Here is a 15,958-nt window from a genome sequence, read left to right on the forward strand (position 1 = left end):
AGAAATATATGGAATTATCGTGTCGGCTACCAGGCGGTGAGGTGTGGAAGACAACTCAGCCCACCCACTCGACAGCACCCGACGCGAATTCCTTCGAAAGGCAGTCACGACCGCGACGGTCGCCGGTATCGGCGCATCGAGCACCGGAGTCGGTGCCGCCGCGGAGAACGACGGCCGGGGCCCACTCACAGGCGATCCGTTCACTCTCGGCGTCGCCTCTGGTGATCCGCTACCGGATTCCGTCGTCCTGTGGACTCGCCTCGCGCCCGACCCGCTCGCCGAAACCGGTGGAATGCCCGACCGCCAGGTGCCGGTGCAGTGGGAGATCGCGACCGACGAGGACATGGACGATATCGTTGGGAGGGGCACCGCGAAGGCGCGTCCTGAATACGCCCACTCCGTCCATATCGACGTCAAGGGATTGGAGGCCGACACGGAGTACTACTATCAGTTCCGCGTCGGTCCCGACCGAAGCCCGGTCGGGAGAACCAAAACGGCTCCCGCGGAGGGAGCTGACGTCGACGAACTCAGGTTCGCCTTCACCTCCTGTCAGCACTACCCGTCGGGGTACTACACCGCACACGACCACCTCGCGGACGAGGACCTCGATCTGGCGATCCAACTGGGTGACTACATCTACGAAGGAGGGTCACAGGGCTCGCTCGACCGCGGTCACGAGCCGTCCCGCGAGATCGAGACGCTGAGTGACTACCGAATTCGACAGGCGCAGTACAAAACGGATTCGAACCTCCAGAACGCCCACGCCGCGTTCCCCTGGCTCGTGACGTGGGACGACCACGAGGTCGAAAACAACTACGCCGACGCGACCTCCGAGAACAACGCCCCGACGCAGGAGTTCCTCGAACGCCGGGCGAACGCCTACCAGGCGTATTTCGAACACCAGCCGCTGCGTCCCTCGCGGATGCCCGACGGCCCGAACCTGCCGCTCTATCGGCGCTTCACGTTCGGCGACTTGGCCGAGTTCAACGTCCTCGACACTCGGCAGTACCGCGACGACCAGGTCGATTCCGCCGAGGAAGCTGACGATCCGGGGCGGACCATTCTCGGCGACGAACAGGAGAACTGGCTGGTCGACGGGTTGAACGACTCCACGTCCCGATGGAACGTCCTCGCGCAGCAGGTTCCGTTCGCCGCGACCGACGAGAACCCGAACCCGGACGTGCGGAACTTCGGTGGCGGTGATAAGTGGGACGGATACCGGGCCGACCGGGAGCGACTGCTCGATGTCATGGCCGCTGATTCGGACCTGAACCCGGTCGTCATCACCGGCGATGTCCACCGCAACTACGCGTACAACCTCAAAGCCGACTTTTCGGACCCTGACTCCGAGACGGTCGGCACCGAGTACGTCTGCACCTCGCTCTCCTCGTTCGGCGATGGATCCGGGATCACCCAGTACGGGCCGTCGCTCGGTGAACCCTGGCAGCGCTTCTTCAACGACAGCCGGGGCTACGTCCGCTGTACGATCACGCCGGAGCAGTGGCAGACCGACTATCGGGCCGTCTCGACCGTCGAGAAGTCCGAGGCCGCTGTACGTACGATCGCCACGTTCACGACCGACGCCGGCGATCCCGGTGCGAACCTGGCGTCCGACCGCCCCGCCCGACCCGAACAGTCGGCCGTCGAGATCACCGAGATCAACCCGGACCAGAACGGCGATCTCAACAACGAGTTCGTGACGGTCAAAAATACGGGCGACGCTGCGATCGACTTCACGGGGTTCATCCTCAGCTTCGAAGCAGGGAGCCAGAACTACACGTTCGGTGACTTCACTCTCGACGCGGGCCAGACGGTTACGGTCCGGAACGGGAGCGGCGAGGACACCGAATCGACGCTCTATGCCGACTTCGGTGGCCCGGTGCTGAACAACAGCAACCCGGACACGGTGCTCGTCGCCAACGACGACGGGATCGTCCTCGCCGAAGCGTCGTACGCGCCGGTCTAGGCCCGATAACGGGGGGACGTCTATCCTTTCTCTCTGAAACGAGAGGTCCATTCTATGGGTCGTATAATAGATTAGGTTGGTGCTACATCTCGACGCCTAATCTCACTAGATAATTCGAACGAGTTCGTCATCGAGTTTGAGGGGGACGTAGCCGAACGTCACCTGTCCGACCGACGAACGGGCCAACGTCGGGATCCCACCGTGCGAATTCCTCTGCGGGCGAAGCCGTGACTCGACCCATCCAGTACTGCTATTCGACGACTTGCTCGCTTCTCGAACTACGCGACGAGACAGTGTCTCTGTGGGTTAGAGATCCCCGTTGATGATATTCGAGAGTCGCTCGCGATCGAACAACTGTCGTTCCTCGGGGAAATCCGGGTAGGGGTCGCCCGCTCGATACTCCGGCCATTCTCCGAACTGCTCCGGGTAGACCTGTTTGCCGATCATTTCCATCTGGAAGAGGTTCATGATCGGACCCTGATACCGAATTCCGTGCGGGTAGAACCGATCGTTCTTGATCGCAGAGAGGTTCTTTCCGACGGAATGACTCTTGATCGTCTCACGGGCTTGGCCGACGGGATATTCTTCCGTCATTCCCCAGAGGTTCAAGATGACGTCCGGATCGGCTTCGAGCATCTCCTCGTATCCAAACGACGACCAGAGGCCGTCCCACTCTCGGTCGGCGAACACGTCGTTTAATTCGAACGGGCGGGAGTCAGCCAACCAGAAGCCGGGGTCGTTGAGGTGATACGCATAGAAGGTATCATTGGTGAAGTTAAGCCGCGTAACCGTCGGTCGTTCGCTCTTCGGGGGGAGGTTGCTCTCTATCTCCTCGATCACCTCGGTGTGCAGGTCCACGAGTGCCTCGTATCGTTCCTGCTCCCGGAAGATCTGAGCGAACCTCTCGAAGATCTCCCACAGCGTATAGTACTCGTACGTTTCCTGGTGCGCCTTCGGGGGAGTGCCATGGGAGCCGCTGTAGGTATTGCCGAACCACGGGCCGACGTTCTGGCTGATTTCATCGATGTCGGCTTGCTCCCAGCCCTTCGTCGTGGTGAGATACACGGGATCCACCAGGTGGATGTCGCGATCGAGTTCGTACAACCGTTCTTTCGTCATTGGCGGCCATGATCGCAACGATTCAACAGCATCCCAGTCGGGGGTGGTGACGTCCAGTTCCCCGCAGAACGTCCCTAGCGTATCTCTGGTCATCGTAGCATACCATGTCTCCTGGACCAGGTCACCGAACCCGAGTGCAGTGGCCATGTCTGCAAAGTGCTGGAAGACGACGAAGAGATCCTTCGGCGGACGCTCGAACTCCAGCGTCCCGACCGGAGACATGGTGACGGAATACGAGTTCTCCGTGGCCGTATCCTGGGATGCGGCACCCGTCTTTGTATCCGCTGGATCGGGTCCGCCTGTCGATCCCGACTCGTCCTGTCCCGTACAGCCTGCGAGTAGCCCCCCGCCGATGACCGCGCCACCGTATTTTGCGAACTCTCGGCGCGTCGGTGATCCACGAGGTTCGGCGTCGTAACCCATAGATTTAGGCAAGCCTAAACTATGGTTAAGTGTTCCGATACCTCTCCGGTCGTATTCGGCGCTATGGAATCCACAGGCGGCGTAACTGAATATCCTTTGGAGTCACGGTCCTCTCGTGAACTCGCTCGTATTGCGGGTCGGCATCGAAACGTGAGAGTACGTCGCCTACTTCTCCTGTGAGAGACACCACGTTTCCGTTGGAACCCGTTACGACGTATCCTGATGATGCTGCCCTTACTATCACAGTATCAACAGATTGGAGCGAGTGTTTGGTAAGAGGAGATCGCTACTCGATCGACTCTACTTCTGGAAGTTCTGGAAGTGACCCCTCTAGCATTATACCAGTCGCCGTGTAAGCGGTCACGTAGACGATCGCCGAGACGCGCGCCCTCCCCGACGAGTTCGTCCGTAAGAAGTCCTCTGGAATCGCGTCGCGATCAGTTACTGGTAGTTTCTGCTACCGTGGTCGGCGCGCGTCGGCTGAGTTCGGCCGTGGCACGCCAGTTCGTGGGCGTTCATGCGACGCGCGAGGTCGGCCGAGGAGTCTGTGAGGACGTACGTCTCGCACTGCGTACACTTGTCGACGTAGACCGTGGGATCGGTTTCGTTCATCGCGCGCATTTGGTGCGCCGACGTGGAAACGGGACGGCCTGCGAGAGCAGGCGACACGAACGGCAGGTACGGCCGTCTATCCACGGTAGAGATCCTCTATCGTCGGGTCCCGTTCGAGCGTTTCGGAGGACTACGACCGGCCTACCCGTCGACGGTGCATCGATTCGCACGACCTGCCAGGTACTCTTCGAGAGGGCGTCGGGCTATCCGGGCGTACGCGTTCGTCGGTAAGATATTTGCCTCTGGGTCGCAAGCATCGGTCGATGCAGATACGTGAGTGTCCGGTGCTCGCGGCGGAGGACCGCAAATTAGTCGAGCGCCTGTCGCTAGGGCTTGGCGGGGGAACGGCGCGCGTCCTCGCTTATTTGCTCCTTCGCGAACAGCTACCGGCATTCACCGCCGAGCCGGCGACCCGCCTCGAGATCCGACTCGGAACGGGAGATAGTCGGAGCGTGGTATCGACGGCCCTGAACACCCTCTTGGAGCGGGACCTCGTCTCCGAGTCGACCGTCCAACGAGAGACGCGCGGTCGTCCACCGAAGGCGTGGCGACCGCGTACCGACGTGTCCGAATCGGTTCGGCGCGCGTACGCCACTCACGCGACCGAACTCCTCAGCCGCGCGCTGGCGGTCGCCGAGACGATGACCGACCGAGTGCGGGGCAGAAACGGGTCAGGGGGTTCAGGGGACTACGATCCTCTCACGGTCGGGCTGAACTGGCGTCCGAACGTCCTCCACGCGCCGTTGTTCGCCGCCCACGAGCGAAACGAGTACGAGAACTGGGGACTCCCCATCCGGTTCCAGTCGTTCGAGGGCTCCGGACGGGCGCTCGAAGCGATGCTCGTCGGCGAGGCCGACGTGGTGGTCGCGGGCGCCGCGACGACCGTCCGCGCGCTCGAGGACGGCGCACCGCTCGTCCCGCTCGCACCGCTGTTCCAGCGGGCGATGGCGGTGCTCTACACGACGCGGGACGTATTCGGGGACCCGCTCGACAGCATCGAACGATTACGCGGGCGTCGTATCGGGATGCCGGCGGACGCCGAGACCGGACTACTGGTCCGGCTCTTCCTCTCGCAGTCGGGACTGCTCGACGACACGACCGTCGTCGACGTCGACGGCGAGGAGCGGGCGGCGCTTCGCTCCCGACGTGCGGACGTTGTTACCGGAACGTTCGCCGATCCACGATCCCTCGAAGCCGACGGGGCGACCGTCGACGTCCTCCCGATCGCCGACCACTTCCCGATATACGGCCCGACGCTGGTGACGACGGCGGGAACGGTACGGGAGCGTTCGGAATCCCTGGAGCGATTCCTCGCCGGCACGCTCGTGGGATATGAGACGGCCGTCACGTCGCCGGCTGACGCCGTCAGGGCGGTCGTAGGATCGGACGCGGACGCCGTCGAGCGTGGCCGTCGGGACCTCGCGGACGCCGTCGACGAGTTCGGGGCGAGTAAAGCCGTCGAGGATCACGGGTGGGGGTGGCACAGTGCCGAGGAGTGGCAGCGACTCGCCATGGCGCTTCGGCACGCCGAACTCCTCAGCGCCGCATGATCTCGGTCGAGGACCTCGCGGTCGCGTACGGGGAGATGACCGCGATCGAGGGCATCACGCTCGACGTCGACACCGGTCAGTTCGTCACGGTAATCGGGCCGTCGGGGTGCGGGAAGACGACGCTCCTCCGGACGATCGGCGGGCTGGAACGGCCGACCGGCGGTGAGGTTCAGGTCGCGGGGGAGCCACCCGAGCGGGCCCAGCGCCGAGGCAACGTCGGGTTCGTGTTCCAACGGCACACGCTTCTCCCGTGGAAGACCGCGCTCGAGAACGTCACCTTCCTCCGGCGACTGGCTGGAAAGTCACCGGAACCGGCCGACGCTCGTGAGTTACTCGACCGGGTCGGACTCGCCGGAGTCGAGGACGCCCGCCCGGCGACGTTGTCGGGAGGGATGCGCCAGCGGGTCGCCATCGCCCGCGCGCTCCACCTCGGTGCGGAGGTGTTGTTGATGGACGAGCCGTTCGGCGAGCTCGACGAACTCACCAGGGAGACGATGGGTCTCGAGGTCAGTCGGATCTGGCGCGAGGAAACGAAGACGGTCGTGTTCGTGACGCACAGCGTCCCCGAGGCGATTCTCCTGGGTGACCGATGTGTGGTCGTTCGCGGCTCACCGGGTCGCATCGTTAGGACGTTCGACGTTGACCTCCCCCGGCCGCGCGACCGGTCGGTGGTCGAATCGGCCGCGTTTCGGGATCAGGTGGCGACCGTCCGTTCCGCGCTCATAGACGACCGATGAACGCCGCTGAGCGCGTTCCCGCGGCCGGACTGGTGCTCCCCACCGTCGCGCTCGGCGTCGGCGTTCTGCTGTGGTGGCTCGCGGCTACGGCGTTCGCGCTTCCGTCGTATCTCCTTCCGTCACCCGTAAGCGTCACCGCGCGACTCGCCGCCGACCCGAGGCTGTACGCGGTGAACGCGTGGATCACGCTCCAGCGCATCCTCGTCGGCGGGGGGATCGGGATACTGAGCGGAGCCACACTGGCGGTGCTTATCGCCCACATCCCCCTGCTGCGTCGGACCCTGGTCCCGTACCTGGTGGCCGCTCGCGTCCTGCCGAAGATCGCCATCGCGCCGGTGTTGCTCATCTATCTCGGAACGGGGCCCACGACGGGAGTCGTGTTCGTGGCGCTCATCGCGTTCTTCCCGATGGTCGTGAGTACGGTCGCCGGACTCGACAGCGTCCCGACGGGCTACCTCGACCTGCTTGCGTCGATCGACGCCGGTCCGCTCGCGACGTTCGTCCACCTCCGCCTCCCGCACGCGCTCCCGGATGCCTTCGCGGGGGTGAAGCAGTCGGCGACGCTGGCAGTCGTCGGTGCTGTCATCGCCGAGTGGGTCGTCTCGACCGACGGCCTCGGCGCGTTGATCCTGATCGCGCTCGAGAACCTCCAGACAGATACCATGCTCGCGGCGCTACTCGTCCTCCTCCTCGAGGGGCTAGTGCTCTACGGAGCGATCGTCGCCGTTGAACGTCGCGTCGTGTGGGCTCAGCGCGACCTCGAGCGTCGCTCGAACCAGGCAGGGACCAGGTAGAACACCAACCCGAGCGCCGCGAGCACGGACAGGGCGGCGTAGGTCTGTGCCGTCTGCAGGCGCGTGGACGTGACGAACACCCGATACCCCAGCCCGTCGGTGAGCGTGACGAACTCGGCGACGACGGCACCGATGACCGACAGCGCGGCGGCGAGCTTGACCCCAGCGAAGACGCTAGGGGCGGCGGCCGGAACACGAACCCGGAAGAACGTCTGCCAGGGGGACGCCGCGACGGACCGCGCCAGGTCGAGGTACTCCCGGGGAACCGCGCGCAGGCCCCCGGCCGAGGCGATCGCCACAGGGAACTGCGTCAGCGTCGTCACCAGTAACGCCCGGGCGGGGATCCCTCGCCCGAACCAGAGGAACAGGAGCGGTGCGATGGCGACGAGCGGTGTGATGCGAAGGCCGACGACGTACGGACGGACGACCGCCTCGACGGTCCGGGAGGCGGTCATCCCGAACGCGAGGGCGAGGCCGAGGCTCACGCCGCCGGCGAGGCCGAGCGCCGCGGTGAGGCCAGTGACGAACGCGTCGCCGAACAGCGGTCGCCAGGTCGCGACGAGGGCGACGCCGACGTCGAGCGGCGAGGGGAGGACGACCGTTGGCACGGTCAGAAGGACCGTTGCGAGCTGCCACGTGCCGAGGAGAACGACGAACGCGGCGAGTGCCGGTCGGTACTCATCGAGGTGCGCGCTGTCGATACGGTCACCGATACCTCGCGTGCGTCGCCCGTCCGTGGTCCGCTCGCGTCGACGCTCGATCACAGCGATCAGGACTCCGAAACCGTCTCGGCGTACGAGACGATGTACTCGTAGTCGGTGTCGATGTAGTCGTTGGTCCAGACGCTGCTCGGATCGACGGAACCGCCGAGCAGGTCCGCACCGTGCAGCGCTTCGTACGTCGTCCGCCAGGGCTTCGGCGCACTCCACCCCCACCCCTTCGTTCGAACCGTGTCCGAGAGCATGAACGCCGAGCTCATCAACTTCCACTTATCCAGCTGCTGCTCCCGAGATTCGGCCAACACCGGCACCGCATCCACGAGGTGATCGATCGCCGCCTCGGGGTGGCGATGCGCCCACGTGGCTCCGCGAGCGGTGGCTCGAACGAACGCACGAACCATCTCCGAGCGATCACGTGCGAATCGCTTACTCGTGGCGATAACGTGTCCGTACGAGGGGATCACCGACGCAACCGGGACGGAGTCGATGGTGTACCCCTGATGTCGCGCGGCGACGACGTCGCCGAAGACGCCGCCGGCGGCGTCGATCCGGCCGGAGAGCAGCCGTTGGACCGTGTCGTATCCCGTGTCGACCAGTTCGACGCTACGCAGGACGCCCTTCCGCTCGAGCATGAGCTTCGAGAGTAGGCGTACCATGCCCGGTCCGGTGCCGAGGGTCTTTCCCTCCAGTTGCTCGACGGCCGTGAACCTCGCGCCGAAGTTCTCGCGGGCGGTGAACAACACCACCGGGCTCCGCTGCATCACGACGCCCACCGAGAGCGGCGAGAGTTCGCGACTGTTGACGTTGAGCACCTGGTCCGCGCTCGTGATCGCGAAGTTCGTGTTTCCGAGGCCGGCCTGCTTGGCCGCGAAGTCGGACCCCTGCCCGCTCTCGACATCGGCGAGTGCGAGGCCCTGGTCCTCGTAGAATCCCTCTCCCTTCGCGGCGTAATATGGGGCGTGGAGGCCGTTCGGTTTCCAGTTCAACAACAGCGAGATATCAGTCGTCTCTGTCCGTTTCCCGCCAGACGACGTCCGCTTCCCCGATCGATCGGCCGTCAATTCGCCCACGCATCCCGCCCCCAGCGCGAGGCCCGCGGTCGAGAGAAACGCCCGCCGTGATCGATTCATTGACTACTGGTAGCTATTGACGTGAGGTAATAAATAATACGGGACTATGTTTATATATGGTTCCGCCAGCACCGGGGATACCGACTCACTTCACCGACAGCCCTCCGTCGGCGCGTGCGCCGGTGAACTCGAGTTCGATCTCGAGTTCACCTTCGTTCTGGCTCACGAACTCCACTTCGACTTCGATCGGTTCCCTGTACTCGAACGGGACCTCCCAGTCGGCGCTCGAGATGGTCAGGTGCGTGTCGTCCTCGATCTGATCGGCGAGTTCGCGGAGGAACGTCGCGGTCGCCCGACGGGACAGGTGCACTTCGCGCTCGAAGTACCCGTCGGTCACGACGGTTCGTCCGTCCCGGCTCTCGCCCGGCAAGTTGGCCATGGCCACCGTTCACGCCGACTACCGATAATCATTGCGTGACGATGACAGACGAACTGCCGTGGGGACGAGTTATCTTCTTGTGAAGTGCAACGTATGCATACGGTATGTCGCTGTTCGACGTCCTCGGAAGCAAGGCGCGTCTCCGGATCCTCCAGGAGATCTCATCGCGTCCACGATACGTTTCCGAGCTGGCCGAGCAGGTCGGTATGGACGGGAAGACGGCCGTTCACCACCTCTCGGTGCTGGAGGAGGCCGACCTCGTCGAGAGTTACCGGGTCGGCCGTCGGAAGTACTACCGACTCGTCAAGGTCGTCGAACTGCGCGCGATCCCCCGACCCGATCGAACGTTCGTCCTTCACGCCCAGGACGCGGAACCGGACCACCCCGGCGACACCGACACCGTGTAGATCTCTTCACCGTATGGAGCTATTCGATCCGTAACCTATAGTTGCGAAGCCGGAGTGCACGGAATATGGCCCGTGCTATCATTAATCACTTACAGCGAGGGATCGCCGTGCTTCTGGTCCTCCTGCTGCTGACGTCGGGGGGTGTCGTCGCGCAGGAGCACGGTTCCGAGGGGGTGACTCAGGGGGAGGAAGAGCCTATCCTGACCGGTATACCCGCGGTGGTTGTGTTCGTCGCGGGTGCGGGATTGCTCATCGTCAGCGCCGAGAAGTTCATCGGCTATCTGGTGAAGACCGCTAACGGACTCGACGTCTCGTTGTTCCTGCTGGCGGTCGTGTTCACGGGAATCGAGTTCGACGATGCGATCCTCGGGATTACGACGAACCTCGAAGATCTCGGCGGCGTCGCACTCGGAACCGCGCTCGGAACCGCGCTCTCGCTGACCGGCGTGACGCTCGCACTCGCCGCCATTCTCGTCCCGTTCGACGCAGACGTACCGAAGGACTATCTCGTTCTGTTCGCACTGTCACCGCTCGTTCTCGTCCCGTTTGCGGTACTGGGCACCGTGACGGTCGTCCACGGTGTCGTTCTCGTTACGCTCTATTTGCTCGTCCTCGCATACGTTATCTATCGAGAGATAGGGAGCACGACGCCGGTGTTTCGGGACGCGGAGGTCACGAAGATCGTCGACGGCGGCCAGTTCCGGACGCTCTCGACGGAACTTCCCTTCGTCCCCGATCGGGAACTTTCGGGCTGGACGTGGTTCGGCCTGTCCGTCGTCTCTCTTCTAGGTATCATCGTCGCGGCCGAGAGCATGGCGCTCGCCACCGAGGGCATCGTGACGGGCTACGGCGTCGAGGGGACCGTGTTCGGTGCGACCGTTGCTACCGCCGTTCTGACGCTTGAGGACGTCTTTCTCACCGTCGAACCGGTCCGTCGGGGGGTTCCGGAGATCGGTATCGGAAACGTCATCGGGAGCGTCCTGTTTTCGGTAACGGCGAACGTCGGGGTCATCGCACTCGTCGGCGACGTCGTCGTCGATCCGAACGTCCTCTCCTGGCACCTGCCGATGCTCGTCGTCTCGACCGCACTCGCGGCGTACTTCGCGCACACGGGTCGGATGACATCACGTCACGGGTATCTCCTTCTCGGGCTCTACGTCTGTTATTGGGCCGTCAGCCTGGTGGTCTTCGGCGGTATCCCGGTCGATCTATGAAAGGAGGTTCGCCCCCCAGTAAGCGGCGTACACTGCGAGCAGCACCGCACCCTCGGGTCGACCGATCCGTCCGCGGACGAGCATCCCCGCGACGAGACCGAGCGCGAGGAGGAAAAACGGCCAGTGGACCGTGAACACCGTACCTGTCGTGTCGATCGGTCTAACCAGCGCAATGACGCCCGCGTTCGCCGTCACGAAAAACAGCATGCTACCGACGATGTTCCCCACGCCGAGGTGCGGCTGTCCCCGACGGACCGGTTCGACGGTGAGAAACAGTTCCTCGAGCGATGCGATAAAACTCATCACGGTCGCGCCGAACGCGAGCCCGGTAATGCCGATAACGCCGAGTATGGTCTGTGCACCGGAGACGGCGAGTTCCGACCCGACGGTCATGCCGCCCACCGCGAGGACCGCGACGCCGAGTCGATACCATCCCTCGTGGTCGGCCCGGAACGACTCGAGCCGTCCGATCTCGAGGTCAAAGTCGAGGTCGAGGTCGAGGAACTCACCGTCGTCGTCCACCTCCTTTCCCCCGTCGAGTGCCTGAGCCTCCTCGATTTCCTCCGCGCTCAGATATCGCGTGCTCGACCGCCGTTCGAGTACGTACACGGCCGCGAGCAACGGTAGGTAAGCGACAGTAAGCAGGAGACCATCGGTGTGCGTGAGCGTTCCGTCGAGCGCAAGAGCGAGAAGCAGCGCCGGTGCACCGAGCATCATCAGGAGGTAGGATCGCGGTACAGTCGTCTCGAACGGCGTAAGCACCCCCGCGAGCCCGACGGCCGCACCGAGGATGAAGAGCGCCTCACCGAAGACCGTGCCCAGCGCGAGGCCCGGAAGCCCATCGAGTACCGCCACGAAGCCGAGCACCGCGTTCTCGAGATCGGTTCCGGCCAGAAACACCGTCAAGAAGAACCCGGAGATGCCGAGCGCGAGCGCGCTCTCCGCGACCGCCTCGATGAACGTCTCGACGCTCCCGATGACCAGTCCGATACCGATCACGAAGGAGACGAGACCGACGATCACGGCTGGCGCGTCGAACGGCATGAGTGGACCACTCACGCGTTATCGATATATACCATTCGACGCGCCGACCGACGATCGGGGACCACATACCCATTTGTGCGAACTGTGACCGACGGGCATACTTATGCTTCGGCCGCCGGTACTTGGTCCACATCGAATGAACGTCCCTGGCGAAGTCGCTCGACTACGGCGTCCGGAGTACACGGGGGAGAATCGCTGCGTCCCGTGTACGGTGCTGAACGTGCTCGTCGCCGGCGTGCTTGCCGCGATCATCGGACTCGTGAGCCACCCTGGATTCGGACTTGTCGCCTTCAGCGTCTCCGCGCTCGTCATCTACCTGCGCGGGTACCTCGTACCGGGGACGCCGACGCTCACACGGCGCTACTTCCCGCCGTGGGTGCTCCGTCTGTTCGGGAAGGACCCTCTCGAGGGGAGACGCGCTGTCGACGAGCCGGCGAGAACGACGGCGGACGGGGACGTCGAAACGGAGTCTCTGTTCACTGCTGGGGTCTTGGCTGAGACGGACGCGGACGGGGTCGAACTCACGGCGACGTTCCGCGAGACGTGGAGTGAACGGATGGCGACGGTCCACGAACGGGGCGTCGAAGTGAACGACGTGCGTGTGATGTTCGACGCCGACACCGTCACTCGCCACGGGGATCGATCGTTCGTCGTCGACGGTAACGCGTCGATCAGGTGGGACTCGGTCGCCGCGCTCGTCGCGGACGTCGCCGCGACGGAAATTCTCCGGGAGTGCGTCGACTGGTCCGCGTTCGACCGGGACCGACGGCGGTCCGTCCTGCTGAGCCTACGACTGTTCCTCCGAAACTGTCCGGCCTGTGACGGCGCGCTGTCCGTGACGGAGGAACGCGTCGATCCCTGCTGTCAGAAACCCCACCTCGTCGCCGAGTCCGTCTGTCGAGACTGCGGAGCGGTGGTCGCCGACGCGGCCGCCGTGGACCGCGAAGGCGTCGCGTCCGTCCGGACGAACCTGCTCGGTTGAACGACGGGGCGCTCGCAACCATCGACCGCCGGGAGGGGGCGCGCCGCCGAGAGCCGTCCGAGGACACCGACGACTAAGTACGACCGTGGCGATAGTCAACGTATGACGTCCGATCAGCAGCTTCCGAACATCAAGGTAGGACGGGACGCCGCCCGCGACGCCGAGTGGGAGGGAGAGGAGGAGGAAACCGCCACAGTCGAGTACCTCAACTACCGAGTACTCGAGAGGCACGGCTGGGACGTGGACGACGACGACCTCTTCGAGAAGGCGGCGGCGGCTGATCTGGACGACGTCGACTACGGAACGCTCGAGGTCGGCGAGTATCGGTACATTCTCGACGCCGCCGAGGACGCCGGATACGCATGGCCGTTCGAGTGCCGAGCCGCCTCGTGTGCAAACTGCTGTGCCTTCCTCGTCGAGGGTGAGATCGATATGGACATGAACCTGTTTCTGACCGACGAGGAGGTCGAGGAGATGGGTCTCCGGTTAACGTGCGTAGGGACGCCCGGCACCGAGGAGGTGAAACTCATCTACAACGTCAGGAGCCACGACTACCTTCAGACGGTCGTCGGAAAACGCGAAGTGTGATCCGAGGACGTCAGGACGACCGTTCGATGGCCTCCTCGAGGCGTTCGTCGGGGGTCATGTTCATTACTAGCTGGTCCTCCTGGTAGCGCTGAGCGTGCGTAAGATCGAGGTCCTCTCCGTCGAGGGCGTCGAGGATCGCCGCGAGCAACAGCGCGTGCGTGTCGAGCCGATCCTCGAGTTCGTTGATGTTGTTGAACGCCTTCTCGGCGAACCCCGTGAGCGAGTCGGAGAACTCGGAGAGGCTCTCCTGACTCTGTTTGATCTTGCGCTCGTTCAGGCTGATCCGCGTGAAGTTGTCGACCTCCTCCAGCGTCCGTTCGAGGTCCGCGATCTCTTGCTCAAGCGACGCGACGCGCTCGTCGATGAGTCGCCTGATCAGGTCCTCCATCGTGACTTCGGCCTCCGATTCGGAGTCAGCGATGGACGCGTCGGCCGGCGCTTCCGGTGTGCGTCTCTGAGGCATCGGCGTCGTCATGTGGTGACACGCAGCACGGATGGACAAATAGTTTTGGGTCGAAGCGACGAACGTACTGGCATTAGACAGTTATCCCGTCGAAAAAACGCGTGGGAGACCTCCGTTACGCCGCCATCGAGAAGATGAGGAGTCTATCGTCGCGCTTCCCCCGGCGGAGCCAGCCGCTACCTCCGACCTGGATGGCGATGTACTGCTTCTCGGTGCCGGGGTCGTACCAGCTCATGGGACTGGCAGAGAGCGGCGTGTCGCCGCAGTCGAACTCCCAGACGCGCTCGCCCGTCTCTCCGTCGTAGGCGATAAGGTTGCCGTTCTGCGTGCCGGCGAACACGAGGCCAGTCGCGGTCGCCATCGAACCACCCCAGAGGTAGGTGTCGCTGTCGATCCAGTCGCGCCAGACGCGCTCGCCGGTCGCCGGATCGAGCGCGACGATGGAGGCGATGTGGCCGTTGTACTCGTCGGGCATCGCCTCGGTCTCGTCCTCGAGGATACCGCCCCAGTACTTCTTGCCCTCCTCGAACTCCTCGAACCGCCACCACGCCTCCTGGGCGTTGTTGTGCATCTTGTAGTAGATGAGGCCGGTCTCGGGGCTGTAGGCCGGGGGCTGCCAGTCGTTGCCGCCCATCCCGCCGGGCATGAACGTCCCACGCCTGCCCTCGTCGATGTGCGGGATCATCCGGAACATGTTGAGCTGCTGGACGCCCGGTTCGCTCCGTTCGATGAGTTCGCCGGTCTCGGCGTCGACCGTGTACGCCCAGCCCGTCTTCCCGGCGTCGACGACGACGTCCTTGGTCTGGTTGCGGTGGGCGATCTCGAGGTCCTTGATGAACACGCGGGGGCAGGCCGAGTCGTAGTCCCAGACGTCGTGGGGCGACTCCTGGTGGAACCAGAGGCGTTCGCCGGTTTCCGCGTCGAGACACAGCGTACCGCAGGTGTTGCGGTTCGGTCCCGGTCGGACCGACCCGTCGAAGTCGGGACCGGGGTTCCCGACCGGCAGGTACAGCCGATTTCGCTCCTCGTCTAGCGTGGCCGTCATCCAGTTGGTTCCGGCCGCCTGGTTGATGCTATCGCCGACCCACTCCCCCTCCGGACAGGTGTGGGTGAACCACTTCTGCTCGCCCGTCTCGGTGTCGAGCGCCGTGTGGAACCCGCGGACGCCGTACTCGCCGCCGGCGCTCCCCGTGTAGAGCGTCCCGTCGTGGACGATGGGTGCCCACGTCGCGGAGTAGCCCCGCTCGTGGTCAGCAGTGCTCGTGTACCACACCTCCTCCCCGGTGTAGCGGTCGAGCGCGATGACCCCCGAATCGAGGGTGCACATGAAGATCTTGTCGCCGTAGACGGCGACGCCACGATTGTTGTCGTCGCAGCAGAGCACGACGTCCGACGGTACGGCGTACGTGTAGCTCCAGAGGACGTCGCCCTCGCGCGGGTCGATGGCCTTCACGTGGTTCGGCCCGTTCGACTGATACATCACCGGCGGATCGCCGGGGACTACCAACGGCGTCCCCTCCATGCTCGACCCGGAGCCGACCCGCATCTCGTGTTCCAGTTCGAGATCGTCGATGTTCTCGGGTGTGATGACGTCGGCGGTCGTGTAGCGGTGCTGTTCGTAGTTCCCCCCGTACATCAACCAGCACTCCGCGTTCTCACCGGAGTTGCTCAACATCTCCTGCGTGACGTCCTTCTCGGGAATGCGGTCGATGTCGTGCTGGTGGGTGACCGACTTCTCGGGTGCGCCGAGCACCCGGTAGCCGTTGTCTGTCTCTCGAACGACGGTGTCCTGTGCGGCCTGAACGGCCCTGTCTTCCTCTATTGACATTCT

Annotated in this window: 16 protein-coding genes; 8 read left to right on the plus strand and 8 right to left on the minus strand. The window is 64.1% G+C overall.

Annotated features, from left to right (window positions below; all coding sequences use genetic code 11):
* Window positions 1-43: 43 nt before the first annotated feature.
* Window positions 44-1,966, plus strand: coding sequence for an alkaline phosphatase D family protein (locus NKI68_RS21500; RefSeq protein WP_254547155.1), 1,923 nt, complete (start codon window positions 44-46; stop codon window positions 1,964-1,966).
* A gap of 306 nt (window positions 1,967-2,272) precedes the next feature.
* On the opposite strand, the gene NKI68_RS21505 is transcribed toward NKI68_RS21500, so the two are convergent.
* Window positions 2,273-3,508: an ABC transporter substrate-binding protein gene (locus NKI68_RS21505; RefSeq protein WP_254547156.1), complete on the minus strand. Its 1,236-nt coding sequence runs from the start codon at window positions 3,506-3,508 to the stop codon at window positions 2,273-2,275.
* A 441-nt stretch (window positions 3,509-3,949) separates the two neighbouring features.
* Window positions 3,950-4,120 (minus strand): hypothetical protein, encoded by a 171-nt coding sequence (locus NKI68_RS21510; protein WP_254547157.1) that lies wholly within the window; start codon window positions 4,118-4,120, stop codon window positions 3,950-3,952.
* A 263-nt stretch (window positions 4,121-4,383) separates the two neighbouring features.
* Here NKI68_RS21510 and NKI68_RS21515 point away from each other — a divergent pair, with 263 nt between their 5' ends.
* From NKI68_RS21515 to NKI68_RS21525, 3 genes are read left to right on the plus strand one after another with little or no spacing between them, the layout of a single operon-like run.
* Window positions 4,384-5,670, plus strand: coding sequence for an ABC transporter substrate-binding protein (locus NKI68_RS21515; RefSeq protein WP_254547158.1), 1,287 nt, complete (start codon window positions 4,384-4,386; stop codon window positions 5,668-5,670).
* On the plus strand, window positions 5,667-6,407 hold the full coding sequence (locus NKI68_RS21520) for an ABC transporter ATP-binding protein (RefSeq protein ID WP_254547159.1): 741 nt from the start codon (window positions 5,667-5,669) through the stop codon (window positions 6,405-6,407). Before NKI68_RS21515 ends, NKI68_RS21520 begins: the two co-directional genes overlap by 4 nt.
* Window positions 6,404-7,201 (plus strand): ABC transporter permease, encoded by a 798-nt coding sequence (locus NKI68_RS21525; RefSeq protein ID WP_254547160.1) that lies wholly within the window; start codon window positions 6,404-6,406, stop codon window positions 7,199-7,201. The genes NKI68_RS21520 and NKI68_RS21525 overlap by 4 nt, the downstream gene beginning before the upstream one ends.
* Here NKI68_RS21525 and NKI68_RS21530 read toward each other — a convergent pair.
* From NKI68_RS21530 to NKI68_RS21540, 3 genes are all read right to left on the minus strand, one after another.
* Window positions 7,156-7,965, minus strand: a complete 810-nt coding sequence (locus tag NKI68_RS21530; RefSeq protein ID WP_254547161.1) for an ABC transporter permease — start codon at window positions 7,963-7,965, stop codon at window positions 7,156-7,158. The genes NKI68_RS21525 and NKI68_RS21530 overlap by 46 nt on opposite strands.
* 5 nt (window positions 7,966-7,970) lie before the next feature.
* Window positions 7,971-9,050, minus strand: a complete 1,080-nt coding sequence (locus NKI68_RS21535; RefSeq protein WP_254547162.1) for an ABC transporter substrate-binding protein — start codon at window positions 9,048-9,050, stop codon at window positions 7,971-7,973.
* An 85-nt stretch (window positions 9,051-9,135) separates the two neighbouring features.
* A complete protein-coding gene (locus NKI68_RS21540) occupies window positions 9,136-9,429 on the minus strand; it encodes an amphi-Trp domain-containing protein (RefSeq protein WP_254547163.1) in 294 nt (97 codons plus the stop codon).
* 104 nt (window positions 9,430-9,533) lie between these two features.
* Here NKI68_RS21540 and NKI68_RS21545 point away from each other — a divergent pair, with 104 nt between their 5' ends.
* Window positions 9,534-9,836: an ArsR/SmtB family transcription factor gene (locus tag NKI68_RS21545; RefSeq protein WP_254547164.1), complete on the plus strand. Its 303-nt coding sequence runs from the start codon at window positions 9,534-9,536 to the stop codon at window positions 9,834-9,836.
* Window positions 9,837-9,943: 107 nt separating this feature from the next.
* Window positions 9,944-11,050, plus strand: coding sequence for a sodium:calcium antiporter (locus tag NKI68_RS21550; RefSeq protein WP_254547165.1), 1,107 nt, complete (start codon window positions 9,944-9,946; stop codon window positions 11,048-11,050).
* Here the strand turns inward: NKI68_RS21550 and NKI68_RS21555 are convergent.
* Window positions 11,045-12,094, minus strand: coding sequence for a sodium:calcium antiporter (locus NKI68_RS21555; protein WP_254547166.1), 1,050 nt, complete (start codon window positions 12,092-12,094; stop codon window positions 11,045-11,047). The two genes, NKI68_RS21550 and NKI68_RS21555, sit on opposite strands and share 6 nt — an antisense overlap.
* 136 nt (window positions 12,095-12,230) lie before the next feature.
* Between NKI68_RS21555 and NKI68_RS21560 the strand changes: the two genes are divergently transcribed.
* A complete protein-coding gene (locus NKI68_RS21560) occupies window positions 12,231-13,076 on the plus strand; it encodes a DUF8054 domain-containing protein (RefSeq protein ID WP_254547167.1) in 846 nt (281 codons plus the stop codon).
* A 102-nt stretch (window positions 13,077-13,178) separates the two neighbouring features.
* Window positions 13,179-13,664 carry a ferredoxin Fer gene (gene fer, locus NKI68_RS21565; protein WP_254547168.1) on the plus strand — a complete coding sequence of 162 codons (486 nt, stop codon included), beginning with the start codon at window positions 13,179-13,181 and terminating at the stop codon, window positions 13,662-13,664.
* Window positions 13,665-13,674: 10 nt separating this feature from the next.
* Here the strand turns inward: fer and NKI68_RS21570 are convergent, their stop codons facing one another.
* Together NKI68_RS21570 and NKI68_RS21575 are read right to left on the minus strand one after the other, a co-directional pair.
* Window positions 13,675-14,139, minus strand: a complete 465-nt coding sequence (locus NKI68_RS21570) for a hypothetical protein (RefSeq protein ID WP_254547169.1) — start codon at window positions 14,137-14,139, stop codon at window positions 13,675-13,677.
* 103 nt (window positions 14,140-14,242) lie between these two features.
* Complete coding sequence (locus NKI68_RS21575) at window positions 14,243-15,955, minus strand: pyrroloquinoline quinone-dependent dehydrogenase (RefSeq protein ID WP_254547170.1); 1,713 nt, start codon at window positions 15,953-15,955, stop codon at window positions 14,243-14,245.
* Window positions 15,956-15,958: the final 3 nt, after the last annotated feature.

This window comes from Halomarina pelagica (assembly GCF_024228315.1).
In the GTDB taxonomy this organism is placed as follows: domain Archaea; phylum Halobacteriota; class Halobacteria; order Halobacteriales; family Haloarculaceae; genus Halomarina; species Halomarina pelagica.